The sequence below is a fragment of the Alteromonas gracilis genome, from assembly GCF_043642145.1.
GTDB classification, from domain to species: Bacteria; Pseudomonadota; Gammaproteobacteria; order Enterobacterales; family Alteromonadaceae; genus Alteromonas; species Alteromonas gracilis_B.
This window is the reverse complement of record NZ_JBHZRZ010000003.1, coordinates 18235-37913: the sequence shown is the minus strand read 5'-3', so window position 1 is coordinate 37913 and position 19679 is coordinate 18235. Positions and strand designations below refer to the sequence as shown.

Below are 19679 nucleotides of genomic sequence, written 5' to 3'. Positions count from 1 at the left end.
GCAAAAACGGTATTAGTGCAAAAACGCTTAATGAAGAGGTGAAAAATAGACGCATTTACAACGAACTTAAGTACTTAATATTTTTCAATAACTTATAAATCACATTCCCGAATAAGTACGGTAAACTACCCCTCAATGGTTTGACCAATAAAGATAAATAATAGTGTTGCAGTTATGACAAACATTCATTTTATTTATGGTGATACCAGTTCAAATAACCGTCAATTTTGCAACTAAGTTTCATTTTTCTCTGTTTTAACAGTGAACCTTATTCAGGTGATAGTTTGACCACTCTCGCATTTTCACCGTCGGTAAGAAGCAAAATGTTACCGTCGTGATCAGCAGCAACATCTCTGAACCGCTCATCAAGTTTATTGAAAACCATGTTTGACGTGTATCCGCTAGCGCTTTCATGAACAACAAATAAAGCTTTTGACTTTAAACTGGTCACCAAAAGGCCGTTCGTTAACGCTGGGTGCTGTGAACTGGTGTAATAGAACATAGACGATGGCGCAATTGACGGTGTCCAGTCTACTAATGGCGCTACCATGCCAGGGTAGGTTGAAAAAGGCGATATTCTAGCGCCTGAGTAGTCTTTACCAAGGGTAACAACAGGCCAGCCGTAATTACTTCCTTTGTGAAGAAGGTTCACTTCATCGCCTCCATCTGGACCGTGCTCGTGCAAAAACAACTGCCCGCTAGGCCCGTACGCTAAGCCTTGTGGATTGCGATGCCCTAGTGAAAAAACAAAGGGGCTTTCGGGAAAAGGTGGGTTAACAAGCGGCTTGCCATTTATGGTGAAACCCAGCACTTTACCTAACTGTGAACTTATTACTTGTGCTTGCTCACGATAATCGAAGCCATCACCGGTGGTTACCAGAAAGCTCAAATCTTCAAGTGACCTATTCCCAACAAGCTGAAGTAGCTTCCCCCCATAATGAACAGGTGTATCTTTTGCCTGTGCAACCTCTATTACCGGTTCAATGTGGCTTACTCCTGAAGTGAGCGAAAGCTGGGCTTTAACCACAGCCAAGCGGTTAGCACTATCATTGCCTTTAGAGTAACTAAGCAGCACTGTGCCGTTTTCAGGAAATTGTGAGGGGATCAAAATATCTAGCACGCCGCCCTGCCCATCGGTATATAAGTCATCAAGCGGTAGCTCAAAAGTCACTTCTTCGTTTTTATCATTAACGATAATGAGCGCGCCGTCTCGCGTAACAATGAGCACATGGGTAGTTGAATTCGTTTTGTCGATCACCGTTTTCATTGCTTTAGGAAAGGCAAGAGAAGTAACAATGTCTTCAACAACAATATGATTCGCAAAAACATTGAGACCATTAACGTCTGTGTGTACCGCAGCAAGCTGCTCGTTTTTTGCAGAGGCTTCGCTGAACCCAATAGTGAGACACAGTAAATACCATACCGAAAGCCATGACTTCATTGTAAATGTCCTCTTTTACTTATGATTTTTTGCATCGCATACTATGGTATACCACATTTGGGCGTTCACATTTCATAGAACGCACTAGGGCTTGTTGACCTTGGATAATCAAACATGACCAATTTTTTGAAACTCGTTGCGTGTCGTTTCCTACCCGCATGGGCTGTGGCATTTGCTTTAGCCAGTATATTTCATTCTAGCTCGGTGTTGCTAAGGCTTACCCAAATCAATGTGAACCTAGAACTTAGCGATTGGTTTTTTATGCTATGGCAGGATGCGCTCGGCTTGTTACCCACCTACGGTGTGATTATCGCTGTCACTCTGTCGTTAGCTTTTTTTATCACACATTTCATACTCAAGCGCCTTTGTTCCTCTAATGCAACACACAGTCCTACTTCTGTTCGATTCTTACTATTCTCGGCAGCTGGAGGCTTATCTTTCCTGCTAATGCTTATTGCAATGCAACCAATTTTAAATGTAACCCTTATAGCAGGCGCTCGCTCTTTTTCAGGCACAGCGGCACAGTGTATGGCGGGGGTGTGCGCAGGCTTTATCTACACTTACCTAAGTAATAAAAAACCTTCAAATTAATAAATAGTAATTATAGTACTAAATAACCCAACACAGATGTAAATGAAAAGTTAATTTTGCTACTGTTAAGGCACTAAGAAGATATTCACTTTACCCTACTCACATTGCCTTAATAGGAACAAGCAACATGATTACTTATCCGGAAAACGTGACCTGCCTTGCCGACTATATTGAAAGTGTTTTGCAGAAATTCGCAGATAGGCCCGCTTATACGGCCTTAGGACAAACGCTCACGTTTGCTGAAATAGACAGTAAATCATCAGCATTAGCACGCTATTTTGTTCACGAAGCCAAGCTAGCTCCGGGCACCAAAATTGCCATTCAACTACCTAACTTAATTCAGAACCCTATTGCTGTATATGCCGCACTGCGCGCAGGGCTTGTGGTTGTGAACACAAACCCGCTTTATACCGAGCGAGAAATGAAGCACCAGTTTACCGATAGTGGTGCAAAGGCATTGGTCATTCTAGGTGATTTGCTTCCAAAATTTACCAGCATAAAGAACGACACCAGCATTGAAACCGTAATTTGTACGTCGGCCACAGAGCTTCTAGACCCTAGTTCAGCACCTGAATTAGACGGCACCGTTTCGTTAAGCAAAGCGGTAGAGGTGGGTAGCACTTTGGCTGAGTTTGAGCGCCCAGCAATTAATTTCGACGAGTTGGCCATGTTGCAATATACAGGCGGAACAACGGGCGTATCAAAGGGTGCTGCACTTAGTAATAAGAACGTACTGGCAAACTGTATTCAAATGCTCGATAGAATTGGTGAAGGCTTTAAAGAGGGTGAAGAGGTGTTGGTATGCCCATTACCGCTTTATCACATTTATGCCTTCACGGTAGGCATGATGGCGCTTTTTGCTAAAGGCACACATATCATTTTGATTCCGAACCCACGGGATATCGACGGCTTTATCCAAACGCTTAAACCTCACAAAATATCGTCGTTTATGGGTATAAATACGTTGTTTGTTGGGCTTGGCAGACACCCTGAGTTTGCAAAGCTAGACTTCTCAAAGCTTCACCTTACTATGTCTGGCGGTACTGCACTTACACAAGCAGCAGTCTCTATATGGCAAGAAGTTACAGGTAATACAATTACAGAAGGCTATGGACTGTCTGAAACCGCTCCCGTTGTTTCGTTTAATATTCCAGGCAAGGAAGAAATTGGCACCGTAGGACAGGCGCTAGAAGACACTGAAGTTGCACTGCTAGATAGCAACGATAAACCTGTTGCAGACGGCGAGTCTGGCCAAATTGCCGTACGCGGTCCACAGGTAATGCTGGGCTACTGGAACCGAGACGATGAAACCGCAAAGGTAATGACCGACGATGGTTTCTTTAAAACGGGGGATATTGGTATTCGTACTGAATCTGGGGCAATAAAAATTGTCGACCGTTTGAAAGACATGATTATTGTGTCTGGGTTTAATGTATACCCCAACGAAATTGAAGATGTACTTACGTCGCACCCAAGCGTGATGGAAGCCGCAGTAGTCGGTAAGCCTGACGATAAAACCGGTGAGCGTGTGTGCGCATTCATTACTGTATCAGGGGAAGTGTCGACCGACGAAGTCGTCGAATTCTGTAAGCAGCACCTTACCAATTACAAAATCCCAAAATCGATTACTGTTTTAGAAGAGCTACCGAAATCGACAGTAGGCAAAATTCTTCGCAGAGAGCTGCGCTCCGCTTAAGTACAAGTTATTAAGGTTAGCCCTGCTTTTGGGTGGGGCTGCTTGTAAGATGCAGCACGTAAGTGCTGATAGTAACCTATAGCCGAAAACGTGTAAGTATTTGCTTATCGTTCTGCTTTTCGCTTTATTCGCCGCGCTTCTTGGCACGTTTGTTCTTGCACTTTTTTCCGCGTTATATACCGTAAAACCTACCGTTGTTTAGAATAAAAAATTAGCCTTAAAAAGGGTCGATTAATTAATGGAGTGAAGCAACCCTTTTTCACTTTTCTACCCGTTTTACGTGATATTACTCAAACCATGCTTCATTGATTTTAAGCGGAAACAGTAGGGGCGCTAAGTCTTCATAATGCCTTTTGTGCGCTTCACAGGTTGCGTTTTTAAGATAATTCTTTTCCCAAGGATCGTTTACAATCCAAAGTGTGTCTTCAATTGCTACTAACCCTTCCATTGACGCATTATCCATCGTGTACTGCTTACAACCCTCGTCACCTGCCACCTCGAAAATGATTGGAATTCTCTTGGTTGGTTTGCTGCCCTTGGTGTCTATTACCCACAGTTCGTTGTCGTTTCTTGCTGCAGCAAATAGGTAGCTCTCATCTGATGAATGGGTAAACATGGCTAAGCCATTGATGGGGTGATTCCCTGAAACGAATGAGGGAAGCTGTAAATCAGGTTCACTTACGGTGGCGAAATCGCCTGACTCAAAAAAGTCTTCACCAATATCAAGGGTGAAAATTCGAGGTTGGCCTGCTTTATCTTTTTCCAAAGCCAGATATAACGTGCCATCTAAGGCCATCGTCATACCTTCAATACCGTCGTTAGGAAAGTTACCTACCTCAAATTCAGTGGGAAATTGCAATGGACGCACATTAGACATTTCAACGTTGCCGTTTTCTTTGCGTGTTAACTTAACCAGCAAGGTTGGATAGTCAGTGGAACCCGTCTCTTCATATTTAGTTTCACAGCGCGGGCTCAATGCGCCAGTGCGGGTAGCGTCTTCAGTCACGGTGTAAATGATATTCGTATTTCTAGGGTCTACGGCTAACGCTTCTAAATCAGGTTGGTCGCTCAAATAGTTATAAAAACAGCTTCTGCGCACTGAACTTGCAAATGAGAAACGCTCTCTGGATGCATTAAGCGTGGCGGTTGCAGGAGAAATGCTGTGTAACTTCAGTTGTTGCGATGTATCCGCACTGGCATCTGCGATAGTGATGAGTTGACCGTCTAACACTTCTAACCCTGACGTTTGAGGGTCAAACATCACTTTACCTTCCTCATCGAGGATCCACTTTCCTATTGCAGACTCGGTTAAATCTTTAGGCTCAGGTTTAATGACAACGTCTTTCGGTTCGCTGCACGCACTTAACATAAGTCCCAAAATGACGGCAAGGGTGAGTTTTTTAAACATGGTGTGAAATCCTAGTTCGCTTTCGCAAGCAATTCGCAAACCTGTAAAACTGAAAAAATTGTAAGGGAGTATATCGAGCATACCGTTTATTCACAAAAAAGAGTAAGGTTATAGCGTTATGAATTGTCCTAAGAACAGTGTAAACAGTTTTGGTGACGGTAAATAACCTTATAGCCGCTAATGTTTACGTTTATGTGTATTTAAGCTGAAGATAAGTAAAGGAGAGCGTCATTTCTACGCAGCACTTGCCCCAGGTTATTGCAGGGCCAATAGTTAGAAAGGTGACATCTACGCAGTGTCATATTTGGGTTGTAACCAGCAATGTTGGTACACCAACGCTACGTTTATCAAGCAACGACGAGACTATCTCTGGCGACAGCCAGTGCGAGAGTGTTCGCGTTGGAGAGCGCGCTTTTATTCACCTGCTTTCATTTTCAGCGTCGCAGCCGTTTAACGATAGAGTACGAGTAAATTACTCAATGTCTTTTGACGACAAGGCTAATCAGGCTTCATGGGAAAAAGAACAAGCCGCCTTACTTTATGACGGGCAGACGGCTTTGAGTTTTCATTACACAGAAACCCCAGAAACCATACTTCACGGTTCTTGCCGCAAACCTCATTTTCCTGGTGAGGATGCGCTTGCGCAGGTTGATGTTCTTCATAAAAATGCATTTAAACAACAAGCGAACTTTCCCGATCTACTATTAATGTCCGGCGATCAAATTTACGCTGACGATGTTGCAGGGCCCATACTAAAGGCAATACATAGCGTTATTGACCGCTTAGGCTTGTACCATGAAGCGTTAGACGGTGCAGTGGTTAATAACACCAAAGAACTTGCTACGCACAAGCACGGATTTTACGAGCGCGAACAACTTTTACCGCAAATCGCAACCAATACCGTACTGTCTTCCATATTTTTTGGTGCAAAGAAAAAGCCTGTTTTTACTTCAGTAAATGCGCAAAACCACTTAATTGGCAGTGCTGAGATCTTCGCCATGTACCTTTTGGTATGGTCTGACACACTATGGGCTGATGTCGCCATAGACAAAGAAGGGATCTCTGAAAAATACAGCGCTATTTTTGACAAAGAAAATGACGCGCTTGCAGGCTTTGTAAAACAGTTGCCACAGGTGCGCCGAGCGCTGGCTCACATTCCAACCTATATGATCTTTGACGATCACGACGTAACCGACGATTGGAACTTAACTCGTGGTTGGGAACAAGAAGTATACGGTAACCCGTTATCGAAGCGCATGGTTGGCAATGCGCTTATTGGCTACTTACTTTGCCAAGGCTGGGGCAATGCGCCAAAGAAGGTCGCTCCATTAATAATTAAAGTGCAAGAGTCGATGGGAGAGAATGGTTTAACTTCTCACGATGATTTTATTGATGATCTTTTGGATTTTAACGAGTGGCACTATCGCTTAGATACTACGCCGCCGATTGAGGTTTTAGACACGCGTACACAACGCTGGCGCTCAGAATCGAGCATGAATAAGCCTTCAGGATTGATGGATTGGGAAGCGCTATGCGATTTTCAACATTCTATCATTGGCAAACAATCTGTCATCGTTGTGTCTGCCGCGCCTATCTATGGCGTGAAAGTAATTGAAGCTATTCAAAAAGTTTTTACGTTTTTCGGCAAAGCCCTTACTGTTGATGCTGAAAACTGGATGGCGCACAAGGGTACCGCCAACGTAATTCTAAATATCTTTAGGCACTACAAAACGCCCCCTGATTTCATTATTTTATCAGGCGACGTGCACTACTCTTTCGTGTACGACGTGCGCCTTCGTTTCAGACGCAACAGCCCGCACATTACACAGTTCACCTGTAGTGGCCTTAAAAACGCGTTTCCCGATGGCTTGATAAAATGGTTAGGTAGGCTCAACCGAGTACTGTATCGTTCAAAGTCTCCTCTTAACCTTTTCACCAGACGCAGAAATATGTCGGTGAAAGCAAGAGAGCCAAGTGAGGGATATGGCGAATTATTCAACGGTTGCGCTATTGGTGTATTAAAAATTTCACAGAAAAACACCGATGTTCAGTGCAAGGCTTTGTTGAGCAACGGTAAAGAGGTAGAATTCCCAGCTTCCAAAGATGATTAGTTCAAAAGAGGTATCGAATGAGTGATAGCGCACTGTCAATCGGGTTATTTTATGGCTCAACAACCTGCTATACCGAAATGGCGGCTGAAAAAATTCAAGCGCAGCTCAATAGCCTTTTTGACGAAGAGATCGTTAATCTTCACAACATAAAAGACGTTAACCTGACGCGAACCGCCGAGTACGACATCATCATTTTTGGCATTTCTACATGGGATTTTGGTGAGCTTCAAGAAGATTGGGAATCTCACTGGGAAGACGTTCACGGCCTAGATTTGGCGGGTAAAACCATTGCGCTATTTGGTCTTGGCGATCAATTAGGTTATGGCGAGTGGTTCCAAGACGCCCTTGGCATGCTGCACGATGCCATTGAACCGTCAGGTTGCAAAATTGTGGGCTACTGGCCAAACGAAGGTTACGAGTTCACAGCCTCTAAAGCGCTAACTGAGGACAAAAGCCAATTCGTAGGTTTATCGCTTGACGATGAGAATCAGTACGACAAAACAGACGCACGCATTGAGGCGTGGTGTGAGCAATTGCTCGTCTCGATGGCCTAGCGCTTAATTTGCTTAAATTGGAAGCTTGCGTTGGAAAATAAAGGCCGAATTCATCAGCAGTTTTACAGAAACGGCCCGAGCCATAGGGATGGCGCTGATGTTTCGTTTCAAGATATTCGTAAACTGTTTAATTTCGCCACGATTACGGTTGGCAGATGGGTAACAGCTGAAGAACAACAGATCGCGGCAAACCTCTTTTTTGACGCGCTTTACGATCTAGTTGCGATCCTCAATATTAATGAACAAGTCTTGTCGTTAAACGGATCGCTTTCACTTGCTTTTGGCAGCGGCGGCCAAAAACACAGTAGTGCTCACTATAACAGTGCGAAAAGGCAGCTTGCTTTGGCGAAGAACGCTGGTGCTGGTGCCCTAGCACACGAGTGGTTTCACGCGTTCGACCATTACATAGCACCACGCATGTTCGACGGCATAGCCTCAGGCAGTTTCGCAACACAAGCTTGGCTCGACAATGCGCCCATGAACACTCACCCATTGAATCAAAAATTGAGCGATTGCTTCTCACTATTGTTTTTAAATGATCAAAAAAGACCAAATGAGTACTTTGTGCGATCCGTAGAGGCTGATCGCGCATTAAAAATGTATTATTATGCTATGCCTCAGGAGATGGCTGCCCGAGCCTTTGAGGCCTGTATTCAAGATCACGAGATCAAAAATGCGTTTTTGGTGCAGGGTACAAAAAAATCAACGGAAGCTAGACTTGGCATTTATCCTCATGGTAACTTGCGCACATCACTCAATCAGGCATTGATGTTGTATTTTTACCAATTAGGTGTCGCTATTTCACACAAACAAACCTAGTTTGTTGTTTTATTACTGTGAAACTGAGTATTTTTTCAACAACAAGTGTTAATGAGCCCACTGTTTTTGTACAAAACCCTGTATATTTTTGTAACAAGCAGTATACTAAAGCGCTCGAACGTAACAGAAGAAAGAAGACGAGATGAAAAGAAAGAAGCATACCTCGGCTGAAGACGAGGCTCAGATTGATATGACCCCCATGTTGGACATCGTGTTCATCATGTTGATTTTCTTCATCGTAACGACCTCGTTCGTGAAAGAGAAAGGTTTGGATGTAAACCGTCCTGAAGATAATCAAGCGAAAAACGACCAGCCTTCAAAAGCGCTCTCTATCCGTATTGATGCTAACGGCACAATTATGATGGGTGGCCGCGAGGTTGATATTCGTCGTGTAGTTGCAAACACGCAAACGTATCTTGCTAACAACAACACAGACTCTGCTGCTATCCAAGCACACGAAGACAGTGAGCATGGAACAGTAGTTGAAGTAATGAACCAAGTTAAAATTGCAGGTATTCAAAAAGTATCTGTGTTGGTTAAAAAGAGCAGCTAACGCGCTTAGTTAATCGAAAATTAAACAAAAGCCACCTTCGGGTGGCTTTTTTCGTATAAGAGCTTATACCAAAGTATCTATTGTGCTATCGCATGAATTTTGTTCAGATAATACTATTCGGTGTGTCTGGAAAATCCATGTTGAAACTCGGTTCCAGACTAGGATGTCACTGGAGCCATTATGAAAAAGAAAATACTCTACACTGCTGTTCTTGCAGCCGTTATGTCAGCACCCTACGTGTCTGCTGCAAAAATCGAATTAAGCGAAGCCTTTGAATACAATGCCTTTATATTCGATAGCTACACTGGCCAATCGTCAGACGTTGAAGGCAGAATGGCTGTGGGTGGAGAAATGCGAGTCACCGATTTCAATGTCGGTTTGCTGCTACCTCCAAACATGGCAGAATCTGCGCTTGCCGTTGGCGGCAATTTACACTTCAATCGCGGTGATGTTCACGGCGGCACTACAACTGTATCAGGCATGGTTTTTGGTTCTGAACTTACGTTCGATAAAGCCTTAAACGCGCAACAAACCGTAAATCTTATCAATTCAACTGTCGAATCTGGCGGAATTTCATCACAGGGTGACGTTAAGCTTGGCAATTCGAAAGTGATTTCTGGTGACATTCACGCAAATACCGTAAAACTCGGCGGACCGAACAGCGTTTATAGCAGCGTAAGTAACACCGGTGAATATGGTTCTCAGGTGGAAGATGGTAACGTTTATGCTGAATCTGGTGTTGAGCTCGATAGCAGCGAAGTTAACGGCGCAGTTACGCTTAATGACGCTAATAACTATAGTGCTATCAACGGATCAAAATCAGCGGCCATCAACCAAGGTAGTGTAAAAAAAGCAGTTGTTGATAATATCGACTTTGATGCAATTGCCACTGAGGTAACTGCACAATCTCAAGAGTTCGCGTCAATGGCGGCAAATGGCGTAACGACATTATCTTGTACTGACGCAAGTGATCCGAATAAAGCTGTGGCCTGCACGGATCCTAACGACACCACATTGCATACTATTACCTTTTCTGGCTCTGACGATATCAACGTCTACAACATTGATTCGGGTTGGTTTAGTGCTGCCGACAAAGGCATTGTTTATGACTTCTCTACCACCAGCTACAACATTATTAATGTTTACGGAGAATCAGTAGAACTCTTTAACACTGGCTTTTTTAACACTGCATTCACGCAGGAAAATAAATACTTTAGAGAAAACGGCCAGTACAAAGACAACGATAACAACGTTAATAGGCGTCATGACGGCCGCTTTACGAACAATATTTTGTTCAACTTTGTTGATGCAGACTTTCTTACGCTGCATAGCGTAGGCGTAAAAGGTAGTGTACTTGCGCCATACGCAGAGCTTAGCTTTTACAATGGTCATGTCGACGGAAACGTCATTGCCAATCGATTGGTTACGCCATTAGTTGAACTCGTTAACGACAAGGGCGAAACTTACAATGCGCCAACGGGTCAAATAAATAATTACCAATTCGGTGCAATTGACGTGAGTGAACCCGCATCTCTTGCAATTTTGTTTGGTGCAGGATGTTTAATGTTAGCTAGACGCAGTAAGTCTAGCTAACAGCGAATAAAGCGGCTTTATAGAGCAAAGCCGCTGATGCGTGGCGATGACAGCAACAATTCATCACTTGTCACGCCGCGCCCTTGTCCTTCTCTCCATCTAATCTGAATACCCGCTTCGAATGCTTGATACTCGACAGCAAACGCTTTGCCAATGTATCCTGCCACAACCCAGTTGTGGTTAAAGCGATACTGACCTTCCGCCATTATGTTACCGCTCAACCCTGTGTCTGAACTTTCTCCTAATGTTTCGCTTAGGTCTTCGATATCACCAGCAAACCCAATAGGAAAGCGTAAATCGTCATCCTGTTTTACGCGCGAAAGGGCGAGAGATCCTCGCAGCCTTACTTGCCAGTTGAGCGCCTCCAGAGTTAAAAGCTCAGAATAGCCACCCACACTGATAAATTGACGAGGGCTAAAATATCCGCCATTTCCGTAGGTAAAACCGCTTAAATTTTTGTCGAAACCGGTATAGCTTACAAATGGGCCTATGCGCCAGTAGTCTAAATGAGTGGATACGTTGTTCGCGATATCGTAGCTTAGGTCACCACGTAGTGAAAAAGCACTATTTTCTGTCACCCGCTCGCCTTCTAAGCGACTCATTTGCGTGGTTCCTGCAACAGACCAGTTATCTGCTAAACCATGAGCAATTAACACGCGCACACCATTTTCTATCACGTAACCCCAAGGTCGCGCGTGATCCGCGTTAAATGTACCGGTTTGGCTTAATAGACTGTCGTCTTTAGCTTTTCGAAATAAGGTTGCCGCCACGGTTGTATCAGACATAAATTTTGACGCTGATATTTGCCCAGTAACCTTTGCATTTACTGGTTGATTGAACATGGCGTATTCGATGTTGGCATAGAAATTAAAATCTGGTTCCTGATAAGAGACTTCTCCGCGAAGTCCTTTGTCTTCGAATCCGCTAATACCTGAAAACGCACCTACTAACTGATCCTCACCAAACCAGTCGTTGGTTCTAGGCTTACCGCTATAAAACTGTTTGTAGTCGAGGGAAACTTGCCATAGCCAGTTTTTATAACCGCTGCCAATACCAATGTATTGAGACAAAACGTCGAAATTGCCTAGCCCTTCCCCGCCACTTCGGCTGCGTGTGTTAATGCCATACACTGCACTAATACCGTCTTTTGTTTGCGCGGTAACGGCGCGTTCATCTCCATTATTGTACGCCAATAAAAATTGCTTTCTTGGCCATGCACTTCGTGAAATACGCGCTTTCAGCATCGCTCTAACGGCGCGAAACTTCAGCGCCAATCGGTTTAACGTTGTTTCGTCATCTTGATTTAGCGTCATTAATTCGTTTGCAATAACCGTATCATCAGGCGATGTAGATAGTACTTGTTCAAATGCGGAGGTAGCGGTTATCGTGTCTTGAATTTCTTTCGCGGCCCAGCCAATAAGCGCTTGCTCATTAAGGCTTAACGGTCTCAAGCGTGCTAAGGATTCACCAGCCTCAATACTTTGCTTGTAGAGCCCTGAATCGTAGTACTTAGCCTGTCTGCTGGCTAACGTATCGGCGCAGCGCCTAAGAAATACTTCAGTATTGATACGACAAGCAAGAGTAAACGCACTGTTATTAGCTGCGTCATTTCCCTGAGCACTCAGTGCCAAGTACAAGCCCTCATTATCATTTACTAGGCGAAAAAGCGCCTCTGCAAATTTGTAATCTTTTAAGTCGTATTGCTGCCATGCAGCACCTTGTAATACCTCTTCAACATAGCCGCTGTTATCAGCATCAAGATACTGGTTTAGGATTGTCGTATCGCGCAAGGCGAGCGCCTGCTGCAACTTTATGCCTGTTATACTTTTAAGGCCTTGCTGTGCAGATTGCTTATCTTTATCAAACACAGCCGATTTTAAAGCCTGGGAGAACTGCTGCTTCGCCGCCTCGAGCATGCCTTTGTCGAGGGCAGTCCACCCCATAAGCAAATAAAAATCCGTTCGCTGTAGTTGATTACTAAGCGCTATCAGCATGTCTACTTTTCGCTTAGACGCATTCGCGCGCATTTTGGGCGTAAGCTGAGCAAATTGTTCTAATGGATGCGCTTTTGTATCTGCGCTGGAATGCGCTGGTTGGCTTTCGCGCTCTTCTTGTCGTGATCTATTGTTCTTCGATGACGTTGCAATTGCGGGCTTCAAAGTACCTTTCAACCGCCCGTTTATTCTGTTTAGCTCGGTTTCTACTTCTTCTGGCACTTGCCACGCGGGGTATCGCGCTTTTAAGCGTGAAAACTCATTATTAGCTTGCGTTACTTGCCGCTCGTTAATGTGGTACCACAGCCCAGTTAAATCAGGCTGCTCTTGTTGAGCAGGTAATATTCCTGAGTCTTTTTCTTTGTAAGTGGTTTTAGTCTGCGCAATGGCACAATTCGAAAAGCTCAAGGTAGTGAGCGTGCCTAAGGCCAAAAATAAAAAAGTGCGTTTGAACATGTCTTTCACGAGGCATTATCCGACACAGCTAGCATGGAAAGCAGCGTTAAGCTTGCAGAGTAATAATCCATATTTCGATTTATCTCAGGCCATACCGGTGTCTTTGATTTCATAATACTGTTTACCGCAAGCTCTACCGATTGCATGCCTTTTGTCATAGGGTATTCGGCGGTTTGCTCGGTTTGTAAATTTACGGTAGCGGGCGTGGGTGTTAATGCCCACCACGCATAAAAAGGGGCAAGTAATTTGTCAGTAAGCGCGTTGTCTTCACGAGCCTTTTGTGACCACGCAAGCTGCAGCGGAATACGAATCGCATTAAAACCAAACTCTGGTGATAAAACATTATTCAGCGTTAATTCACCCAATGCTTGATTATCATTCCTTTGCATTTTTGTTGTCTTAAAGCGCACCCAATCACTAGGCAGACGATAAGATGAAAACTGCATGTTTGAAAGCAAAGTTAAGCCTGTCTCATGTAACTTCGCCCAGCGCAGCGGCGAAGCCGATATTGTAGAGAGCTCTGTAATGGCTGGGAAAACCCAGTAAGACAAGTTAAGTTGCATACTCACTTTACCCTCTTGTTCAGAGGTAAAGCCGTATTCCCCTGGCAGAAGCAGCACATGATTATTGTGTTCTACCAGTAACTTTTGCTCAACGGCACGCACAATGTCGCTTGCGTCTTGTTGATAGGCACTTACTCCCCACTTTTTACTTGCGCGTAACAATGCCCAAGCAATCAGTATTTCGCCGTCAGAAGCGTTATTTGGGTCGTCGATACACGACGCTGAGTTATCAGCACAGGGGCGATAACGCCAGCTAAATAGCCCGTCATCTCGCATTAACGTGTGTTTTGTCCAACGCCACAACGCATCGAACGTAGCTTGATCGTCGGCGGCAACAGCAAACAACATACCGTAGCCCTGCCCTTCACTATGCGATACGTCGTCATTTCCAGTATCAACAACGCGTCCGCCGTCGATAAACAACGCCTTGTAAGCGATGAATTGGGCTCGAAACGCACTGTCTTCTTTTGTCGAGCAAGACACCAACAATAAGGTTAGCCCTATCAATAGTGTTGATTTAACCGCCTTGAGAAACGTTACCATGAATCTTGAACTTGTTTATTTCTGCGCTTAAGCAACAAATAAATAAGTAAGCTCACTACAAACACAACTAAGACAAAGGCAATCAACCAATACCAAGGGTTATTAGATAGCCAAAGTCTTAAGTGCAGCCAACGGTCATCCGCCTCACCTATTTCATATTTATCGGTTACTTGCATCACTAGCGATGGAGACAGTGGATCTTTCCATGCAAAGAAATCTCCGGCCATTTGCCCCCACATAGACAAGCTAACAAGATCTTCGACTCTAGATTGAAGTAATTCTGCGGATTGCGCCGCTATGATGAACATTGTGTCTGTTTGCGATGAAACAGGATGCGCGTGCGCAGTTAACACTGCTTGTTCGCCTAGATCACTTTCCTGCACGGTATGCCCATCAATGCGCATTTCCTTGAAAGACTGGTCATCCGTTAAATTTCTTATCTGATTGTATAGGTTATTTTGAAGTCGGTATGACCAGCGTTTCGTTGCTTCAATTGCCGTACTAAATTCAGACTGTTCTAGTTGCGCCAAGGTTTCTGGCGTACCAAGTACAATCATCGACCCCTCTGTTGCAACGCTATCGCCCGTTGCTATCTTCACGTTTAACAACGGTACTTGCGCTACTTGCGCTAATTTCGCAGACAGTGTTAGTGCGGAATTAAGGTAGTCGTCTGAAGGGATTGCAATTGTAGCCTCAGGTGCAGACTTAAAACGCGCAAACGGGTACGCGGTCTCAGAAAGTAATGCTAGATTAGGCTGCACGGCAACATTGCCCGCACTAGGCAACTCAATTGCTGAAGAATCATCAAGCTGAAACACAAGATGTGAACCCGGCACGTCATCGCATGGCACACCAGCCAATGGCGCTCTCATGGTCACATCAAAATCTAAGTTGTTTACACCGCCTTTAAAATATCGTGCGGGAATTCGAAGCTGATAGTCTCTGAATGACTGTCCATTCGTATTGGTTAATGCCAATCCATGCACTAATTCATCGTTTACACTTACGTTCATTATCGAGCCAGGCCCAAATCCTGCGCCGTAACCGAAGTCCAACAGTAAATTTACACTGGCATTTTCCGGCACGTAAAAGTCAGCAGGTAACCTTAAAGACACGCGCTTGTTGAAATCCCCTTCGTTTCTGAGCTGTGCAGTAGATACGCCAAAGTCTTGGAATGTATATTTATTATCTGGGTTCAAAATGCGATGACGTTGAAGCTTGTCAGCCTGCATTTCAGACTGCGACAGCACGGTAACTTGCGAAATCGGGTTTATTGCATCGTCCATTACGCCTAGTGCTTTAGCAGCTTCAAAAACTTCTTGTTCAGTTGTACCGCTTACGATCAAGCGATAGCTGGCAGGCACAATGACCTTGTCATCTTCTACAAAAGCAGGCGTTCGCTGCGCTTTTAAAAACGCTCCGTTGATGTCGTTAATTACTTCATCAGATAAAACAGGAGACAATGCTTCCACAGTGCCAACTAAGACATGAACAGGCTGCTTTTGTTTTACGCTTAAATACCACGATGAGCGCTCATACCGAGCGATATTCTGTTCGCTCCAGAAATTATCTTCCGACTTCCCTAGTTGAGGCAGAACGTAACCATCATCAAACGTATCATGTTCGATAATGAGCGGTTGGTACTGATTTCTAAGAGCAAGAGATTGAGCAACAATGGGCAATGTTTGTTGCTTGATTTGAGCAGTAGCTTCTCGCGCAGTGTAAAGCTGAACATTTCTCTGGCCACCAATACCTGGGTTAAAGAAGCCACTCAGCGCATCCAATGTGAAGCGCTTTTCGTTAATTGATGTACCAATTTTTAGCGTAGACCGATAGGCGTTAATTTCACTCCAAAGTTCTGGTGCATTCCCATTTACACATTGCTCAGCGTAATACTGACTGACAGCTAATGTTAAAGAGTTAAAACCGGCTCGCCACAAGGCGTTGGGAATGGTAATTTCAGACACCAGAGAGGGTCTATCGGGATCAAAGGCAATTTGCCCTATCGTCGCGTTATTGAATCTGACATAAAGTTGCGAACGCTTTTTAATCAGTGCCTGTGAACTCACTACCTCTAGTGTTAGCACGGCATTATCTACCTTTGATACAGAGCTAAGAGGAATTGGAATATCAATGGTTGCGAATTTACCTTGCAAGCGCACGGTACCTTCCCCGCCAAAAAAGTCGGTCAGCCGGTATGTATCGGTTTGTGCCGCTAGGGTAAAAGGCGCGCACAAAAACAACATGAAAATAAGGTATTTTTTTATCATTGATTTTCCTTTACTGGCTTAACTAGCGAACCTAATTTACCAGCGAATTTTCCTATTAATACAAGCATATGCAATAAAACAGGCTTTAATCCAATTTTTAGCACGTGTTTAGCGCCAAACCAGTAGGAAATAGCCCTTGTTCTTCTTCTTTGAAACGATATCCAACGCAAACTATCACCCAAGCAGTAGGCGATAACTTCATTCTCTTGCTCTTCCGACTGAGGCATGAAGCGCACCCTAAGTATTTTCGATTGACTGTCGAAGTGCAGAACATGAATGGGTAAATGTACGTTTTTACTGAGCGCATGGCTCCACGATGTAAACGTGGCGTTGTCTGGCACTAAGGCCCCTTCCCCCTTTAAACGTAACCTTGCACCACCTAAAGATAAATCAACTAAGTCACCCACCCATGCTTCATCGGTATTGGTCTTTATCACAACACTATTGCTTGCAGGCAGACGTGCTTGGCTTCGAACTTGTTTGCGCTCTAACAGTACACTCAGTACCGACAAAAGTAATACAAGATTAAATGCGTTCCACAACATAACCACTACGGTAAGTTCACGGGTCAGTGGCTCGGTTACGTATTTGTAGACCCCACTTCCCAATGCAAAGGTAATTACTAATATTAGCCAATAAAACACGCTAGATAACGGCGACACAAAGGTTCTGTCTAAGCTTTCACCTTTTGGGGTCACCACAAATGATGGAGCTCGTGGTTTAAGAAAAACCTTAATTAATGCGTTAAGTGTAAACGCACACTGTAATATTTCGTATAGCTCGGAAACTAGCGGCCATCGCGTTCGACCAAACAACATGGTGGAAACCATATACGTTGCGATAACGTGAGGTAGGGTAAACGCAAAGATTTCGAGTATTGAGGCGTGATAAACCTGAAGGCCAAATACAAGATAGGCCAGCGGCATGAGCAAGAAAATAATACGAGCAAAAGGAAACAACCAAAACATGATTGAGCTCATGTAGCCCACTCGCTGATACCACTTCAACCCTTCTGCTTTATACGGTTTTTTGAGTAATAGAATTTGCGTCATTCCCTGCGCCCAGCGCATTCGCTGTTGGATGAAAGCATCGAAGGTTTCAGGAGCGAGGCCACTTACCATGGGCCTGTCTACATATACAGATTCATAACCCATTTTATGAAGATCGAGTGCAGTTTCCGCGTCTTCAGTGATTGAATCACCGGAAATTCCGCCCACTAAATCTAAGTGCTTTCTGCGCATAAGCGCTGCCGAGCCACAAAAGAAAGAACTGCCCCAATAATCTAGACCTTTCTGAATGGTTCCATAAAACATATCGTTTTCTGAGGGCATTCGAGTAAACGCGGAAAAAAAGTTTCGCTCGACAGGGTCTGGGTTTGCCATGAAATGTGGCGTTTGAACAAGAAAAACCTTCTCGTTTTTAAGCATCCAAGGCACGGTTCTATCTAAGAAGTCTGATGTAGGCACGTGGTCAGCATCTAAGATAACAATGAGATCAGCTGATGTATTTTGAATAGCGCTATTAACATTACCAGCTTTAGCAAATTCGTTTTTAGCTCTTGTGTGATAGGTAATATCCAAACGTTTACACAAGGCTTGCAGGTCTTTTCGGCGCTTCAGAGCAACAGCTGCTGCCACAGGGTCAGCTGCGTTTATCTTTTGGTCTGTACCACCATCATCTAGCAAATGAATACTGAGCTTTTCTTTTGGATAATCAAGCATTTTAGCCGCACGAATAGTGACTTCTAATATTTCCTCGTCTTCGTTATAGCTAGGAATCATCACATCAACGCTTGGTAAGCTAGTTTGGTCAATGCCTTCAAGTGAAAGGAGTGGTCGACTTAGCGGGAAGGCATTAACAATGGCCCCGAAAATAGATGTAATGCCCGCATAAATTTCAGCTGCGAAGAGCAGCCAAACAGCAATCATCGAAAACAAATCAGAATAGGTAAGCGTGTAAATCCCCCGCCATAACAGGTATCTAACGCTGAGCGCGATGGCTAAAACCAGTGCGAAAATTCGAAATAAGTGCTGATATTTTTGCGCGTGACGCGCTTCTTTACTGCAAAGTGAGATTGCGATGAGAATAACAATAGACGAGAGTAATTGGCCCAATGCATCCATGGGCGCTAACAGTAGCACCCCTAGAATAAAGGATGCCACTAAAAGAACGATTATGAACTGTGAAGTATAATGTCTACGGGTTTGCGAATAATCCAAGTTTGCGATCCAATACGTGCATTTGCGTTACACATGCATAGTTCGCCCTGTTAATTAACGTAATTTTACCGTCCGACATGTCTATTTCGTGGTTACTTTTATAGAACATCCGAGATATGGCATCTCGCTGCTTTTTATTACTATTCGATGCCAAAAACCATGCCGGGTACGTTGCAATTCCAAAAGCAGCCGCAACAATTAAACCGTAAAACAATACTGGAGACATCGTGGGCGCCGTGTACAGGGAAAATAAGAACATAGCCATACTTGCTACCGTAAATATACCAGTAATTTTACGAAAACGTATAACTTTCATAAGTTTATTTTCAGCGTCCATCAGCATGAACAAGCGCTTCTTCCACAGTTGTTCAGTCTCTAAACTCGTTCGCTCTTCGACAAGTTGAGGTTTGCTCGACGCCTGCTTCGCGTTTTGAAACTGTTTGGCGCGACCTAATGCGTTCACCACAGCATCTTCGTTGACGGCGCTTTGAAACGAACTTTCAAGCGTTGACGAATGGTTAAATTGATTTGAGCTATCGACTAATTTCACTGCGCACACTCCCCTCATTACTACGTATGAGTTTACTTCTGTACATCCAGAGGAAAAATTGCTGAAACCATACTTACTGATTAATAATGATACGCTTTGATACGTATGTGGGTATTGAACTTTAGCTCATTGGACTTTCGTCTAAGCCAGAAAGTACAAGGGATATAGAGGATATAGGCGTTTATTTTCAGGTATTTAGGAACAGTAATTCAGAGAAAGGGATCGACAAGTTTTATAAGCAAAGCAGTACAATTTAGACTAATTGATAAGGCGAGTAAGGCTTAGGTATGCCGCCTATTTAGGTAAAAAATTTTGGTT

The 19679-nt window shown here is 44.0% G+C and carries 14 protein-coding genes; 7 read left to right on the top strand and 7 right to left on the bottom strand.

Annotation, left to right across the window (positions count from 1 at the left end):
• Nucleotides 1–268: 268 nt before the first annotated feature.
• Nucleotides 269–1441, bottom strand: coding sequence for a PQQ-dependent sugar dehydrogenase (locus tag ACHUFN_RS07115; RefSeq protein ID WP_394221633.1), 1173 nt, complete (start codon nucleotides 1439–1441; stop codon nucleotides 269–271).
• A 114-nt stretch (nucleotides 1442–1555) separates the two neighbouring features.
• Here ACHUFN_RS07115 and ACHUFN_RS07110 point away from each other — a divergent pair, with 114 nt between their 5' ends.
• Both ACHUFN_RS07110 and ACHUFN_RS07105 read left to right on the top strand, forming a co-directional pair.
• A complete protein-coding gene (locus tag ACHUFN_RS07110) occupies nucleotides 1556–2032 on the top strand; it encodes a hypothetical protein (RefSeq protein ID WP_394221632.1) in 477 nt (158 codons plus the stop codon).
• Nucleotides 2033–2159: 127 nt separating this feature from the next.
• Nucleotides 2160–3728 carry an AMP-binding protein gene (locus ACHUFN_RS07105; protein WP_394221631.1) on the top strand — a complete coding sequence of 523 codons (1569 nt, stop codon included), beginning with the start codon at nucleotides 2160–2162 and terminating at the stop codon, nucleotides 3726–3728.
• Nucleotides 3729–4014: 286 nt separating this feature from the next.
• Here the strand turns inward: ACHUFN_RS07105 and ACHUFN_RS07100 are convergent, their stop codons facing one another.
• Entirely contained in the window at nucleotides 4015–5136 is a 1122-nt protein-coding gene (locus ACHUFN_RS07100; protein ID WP_394221630.1) for a hypothetical protein, read from the bottom strand.
• A 245-nt stretch (nucleotides 5137–5381) separates the two neighbouring features.
• Here ACHUFN_RS07100 and ACHUFN_RS07095 point away from each other — a divergent pair, with 245 nt between their 5' ends.
• From ACHUFN_RS07095 to ACHUFN_RS07075, 5 genes are all read left to right on the top strand, one after another.
• The gene (locus tag ACHUFN_RS07095; protein WP_394221629.1) at nucleotides 5382–7247 is read left to right on the top strand and encodes a metallophosphoesterase family protein; all 1866 of its coding nucleotides are present in this window, start codon (nucleotides 5382–5384) and stop codon (nucleotides 7245–7247) included.
• Between the two features lie 17 nt (nucleotides 7248–7264).
• Nucleotides 7265–7801: a flavodoxin FldB gene (fldB, locus tag ACHUFN_RS07090; protein ID WP_394221628.1), complete on the top strand. Its 537-nt coding sequence runs from the start codon at nucleotides 7265–7267 to the stop codon at nucleotides 7799–7801.
• Between the two features lie 30 nt (nucleotides 7802–7831).
• Complete coding sequence (locus ACHUFN_RS07085) at nucleotides 7832–8620, top strand: CLCA_X family protein (protein ID WP_394221627.1); 789 nt, start codon at nucleotides 7832–7834, stop codon at nucleotides 8618–8620.
• Between the two features lie 142 nt (nucleotides 8621–8762).
• Complete coding sequence (locus tag ACHUFN_RS07080) at nucleotides 8763–9173, top strand: ExbD/TolR family protein (RefSeq protein WP_394221625.1); 411 nt, start codon at nucleotides 8763–8765, stop codon at nucleotides 9171–9173.
• Nucleotides 9174–9353: 180 nt separating this feature from the next.
• A complete protein-coding gene (locus ACHUFN_RS07075; protein ID WP_394221623.1) occupies nucleotides 9354–10766 on the top strand; it encodes a collagen-binding domain-containing protein in 1413 nt (470 codons plus the stop codon).
• A gap of 17 nt (nucleotides 10767–10783) precedes the next feature.
• Here ACHUFN_RS07075 and ACHUFN_RS07070 read toward each other — a convergent pair whose 3' ends face one another.
• From ACHUFN_RS07070 to ACHUFN_RS07050, 5 genes are read right to left on the bottom strand one after another with little or no spacing between them, the layout of a single operon-like run.
• Nucleotides 10784–13225, bottom strand: a complete 2442-nt coding sequence (locus tag ACHUFN_RS07070; protein ID WP_394221622.1) for a cellulose synthase subunit BcsC-related outer membrane protein — start codon at nucleotides 13223–13225, stop codon at nucleotides 10784–10786.
• Complete coding sequence (locus ACHUFN_RS07065) at nucleotides 13222–14322, bottom strand: glycosyl hydrolase family 8 (protein ID WP_394221621.1); 1101 nt, start codon at nucleotides 14320–14322, stop codon at nucleotides 13222–13224. The genes ACHUFN_RS07070 and ACHUFN_RS07065 overlap by 4 nt, the downstream gene beginning before the upstream one ends.
• Nucleotides 14316–16592, bottom strand: a complete 2277-nt coding sequence (locus ACHUFN_RS07060) for a cellulose biosynthesis cyclic di-GMP-binding regulatory protein BcsB (RefSeq protein ID WP_394221620.1) — start codon at nucleotides 16590–16592, stop codon at nucleotides 14316–14318. Before ACHUFN_RS07060 ends, ACHUFN_RS07065 begins: the two co-directional genes overlap by 7 nt.
• Nucleotides 16589–18811 carry a UDP-forming cellulose synthase catalytic subunit gene (gene bcsA, locus ACHUFN_RS07055; protein ID WP_394221619.1) on the bottom strand — a complete coding sequence of 741 codons (2223 nt, stop codon included), beginning with the start codon at nucleotides 18809–18811 and terminating at the stop codon, nucleotides 16589–16591. The genes ACHUFN_RS07060 and bcsA overlap by 4 nt, the downstream gene beginning before the upstream one ends.
• Nucleotides 18789–19361: a hypothetical protein gene (locus ACHUFN_RS07050; protein ID WP_394221618.1), complete on the bottom strand. Its 573-nt coding sequence runs from the start codon at nucleotides 19359–19361 to the stop codon at nucleotides 18789–18791. The genes bcsA and ACHUFN_RS07050 overlap by 23 nt, the downstream gene beginning before the upstream one ends.
• Nucleotides 19362–19679 lie beyond the last annotated feature (318 nt).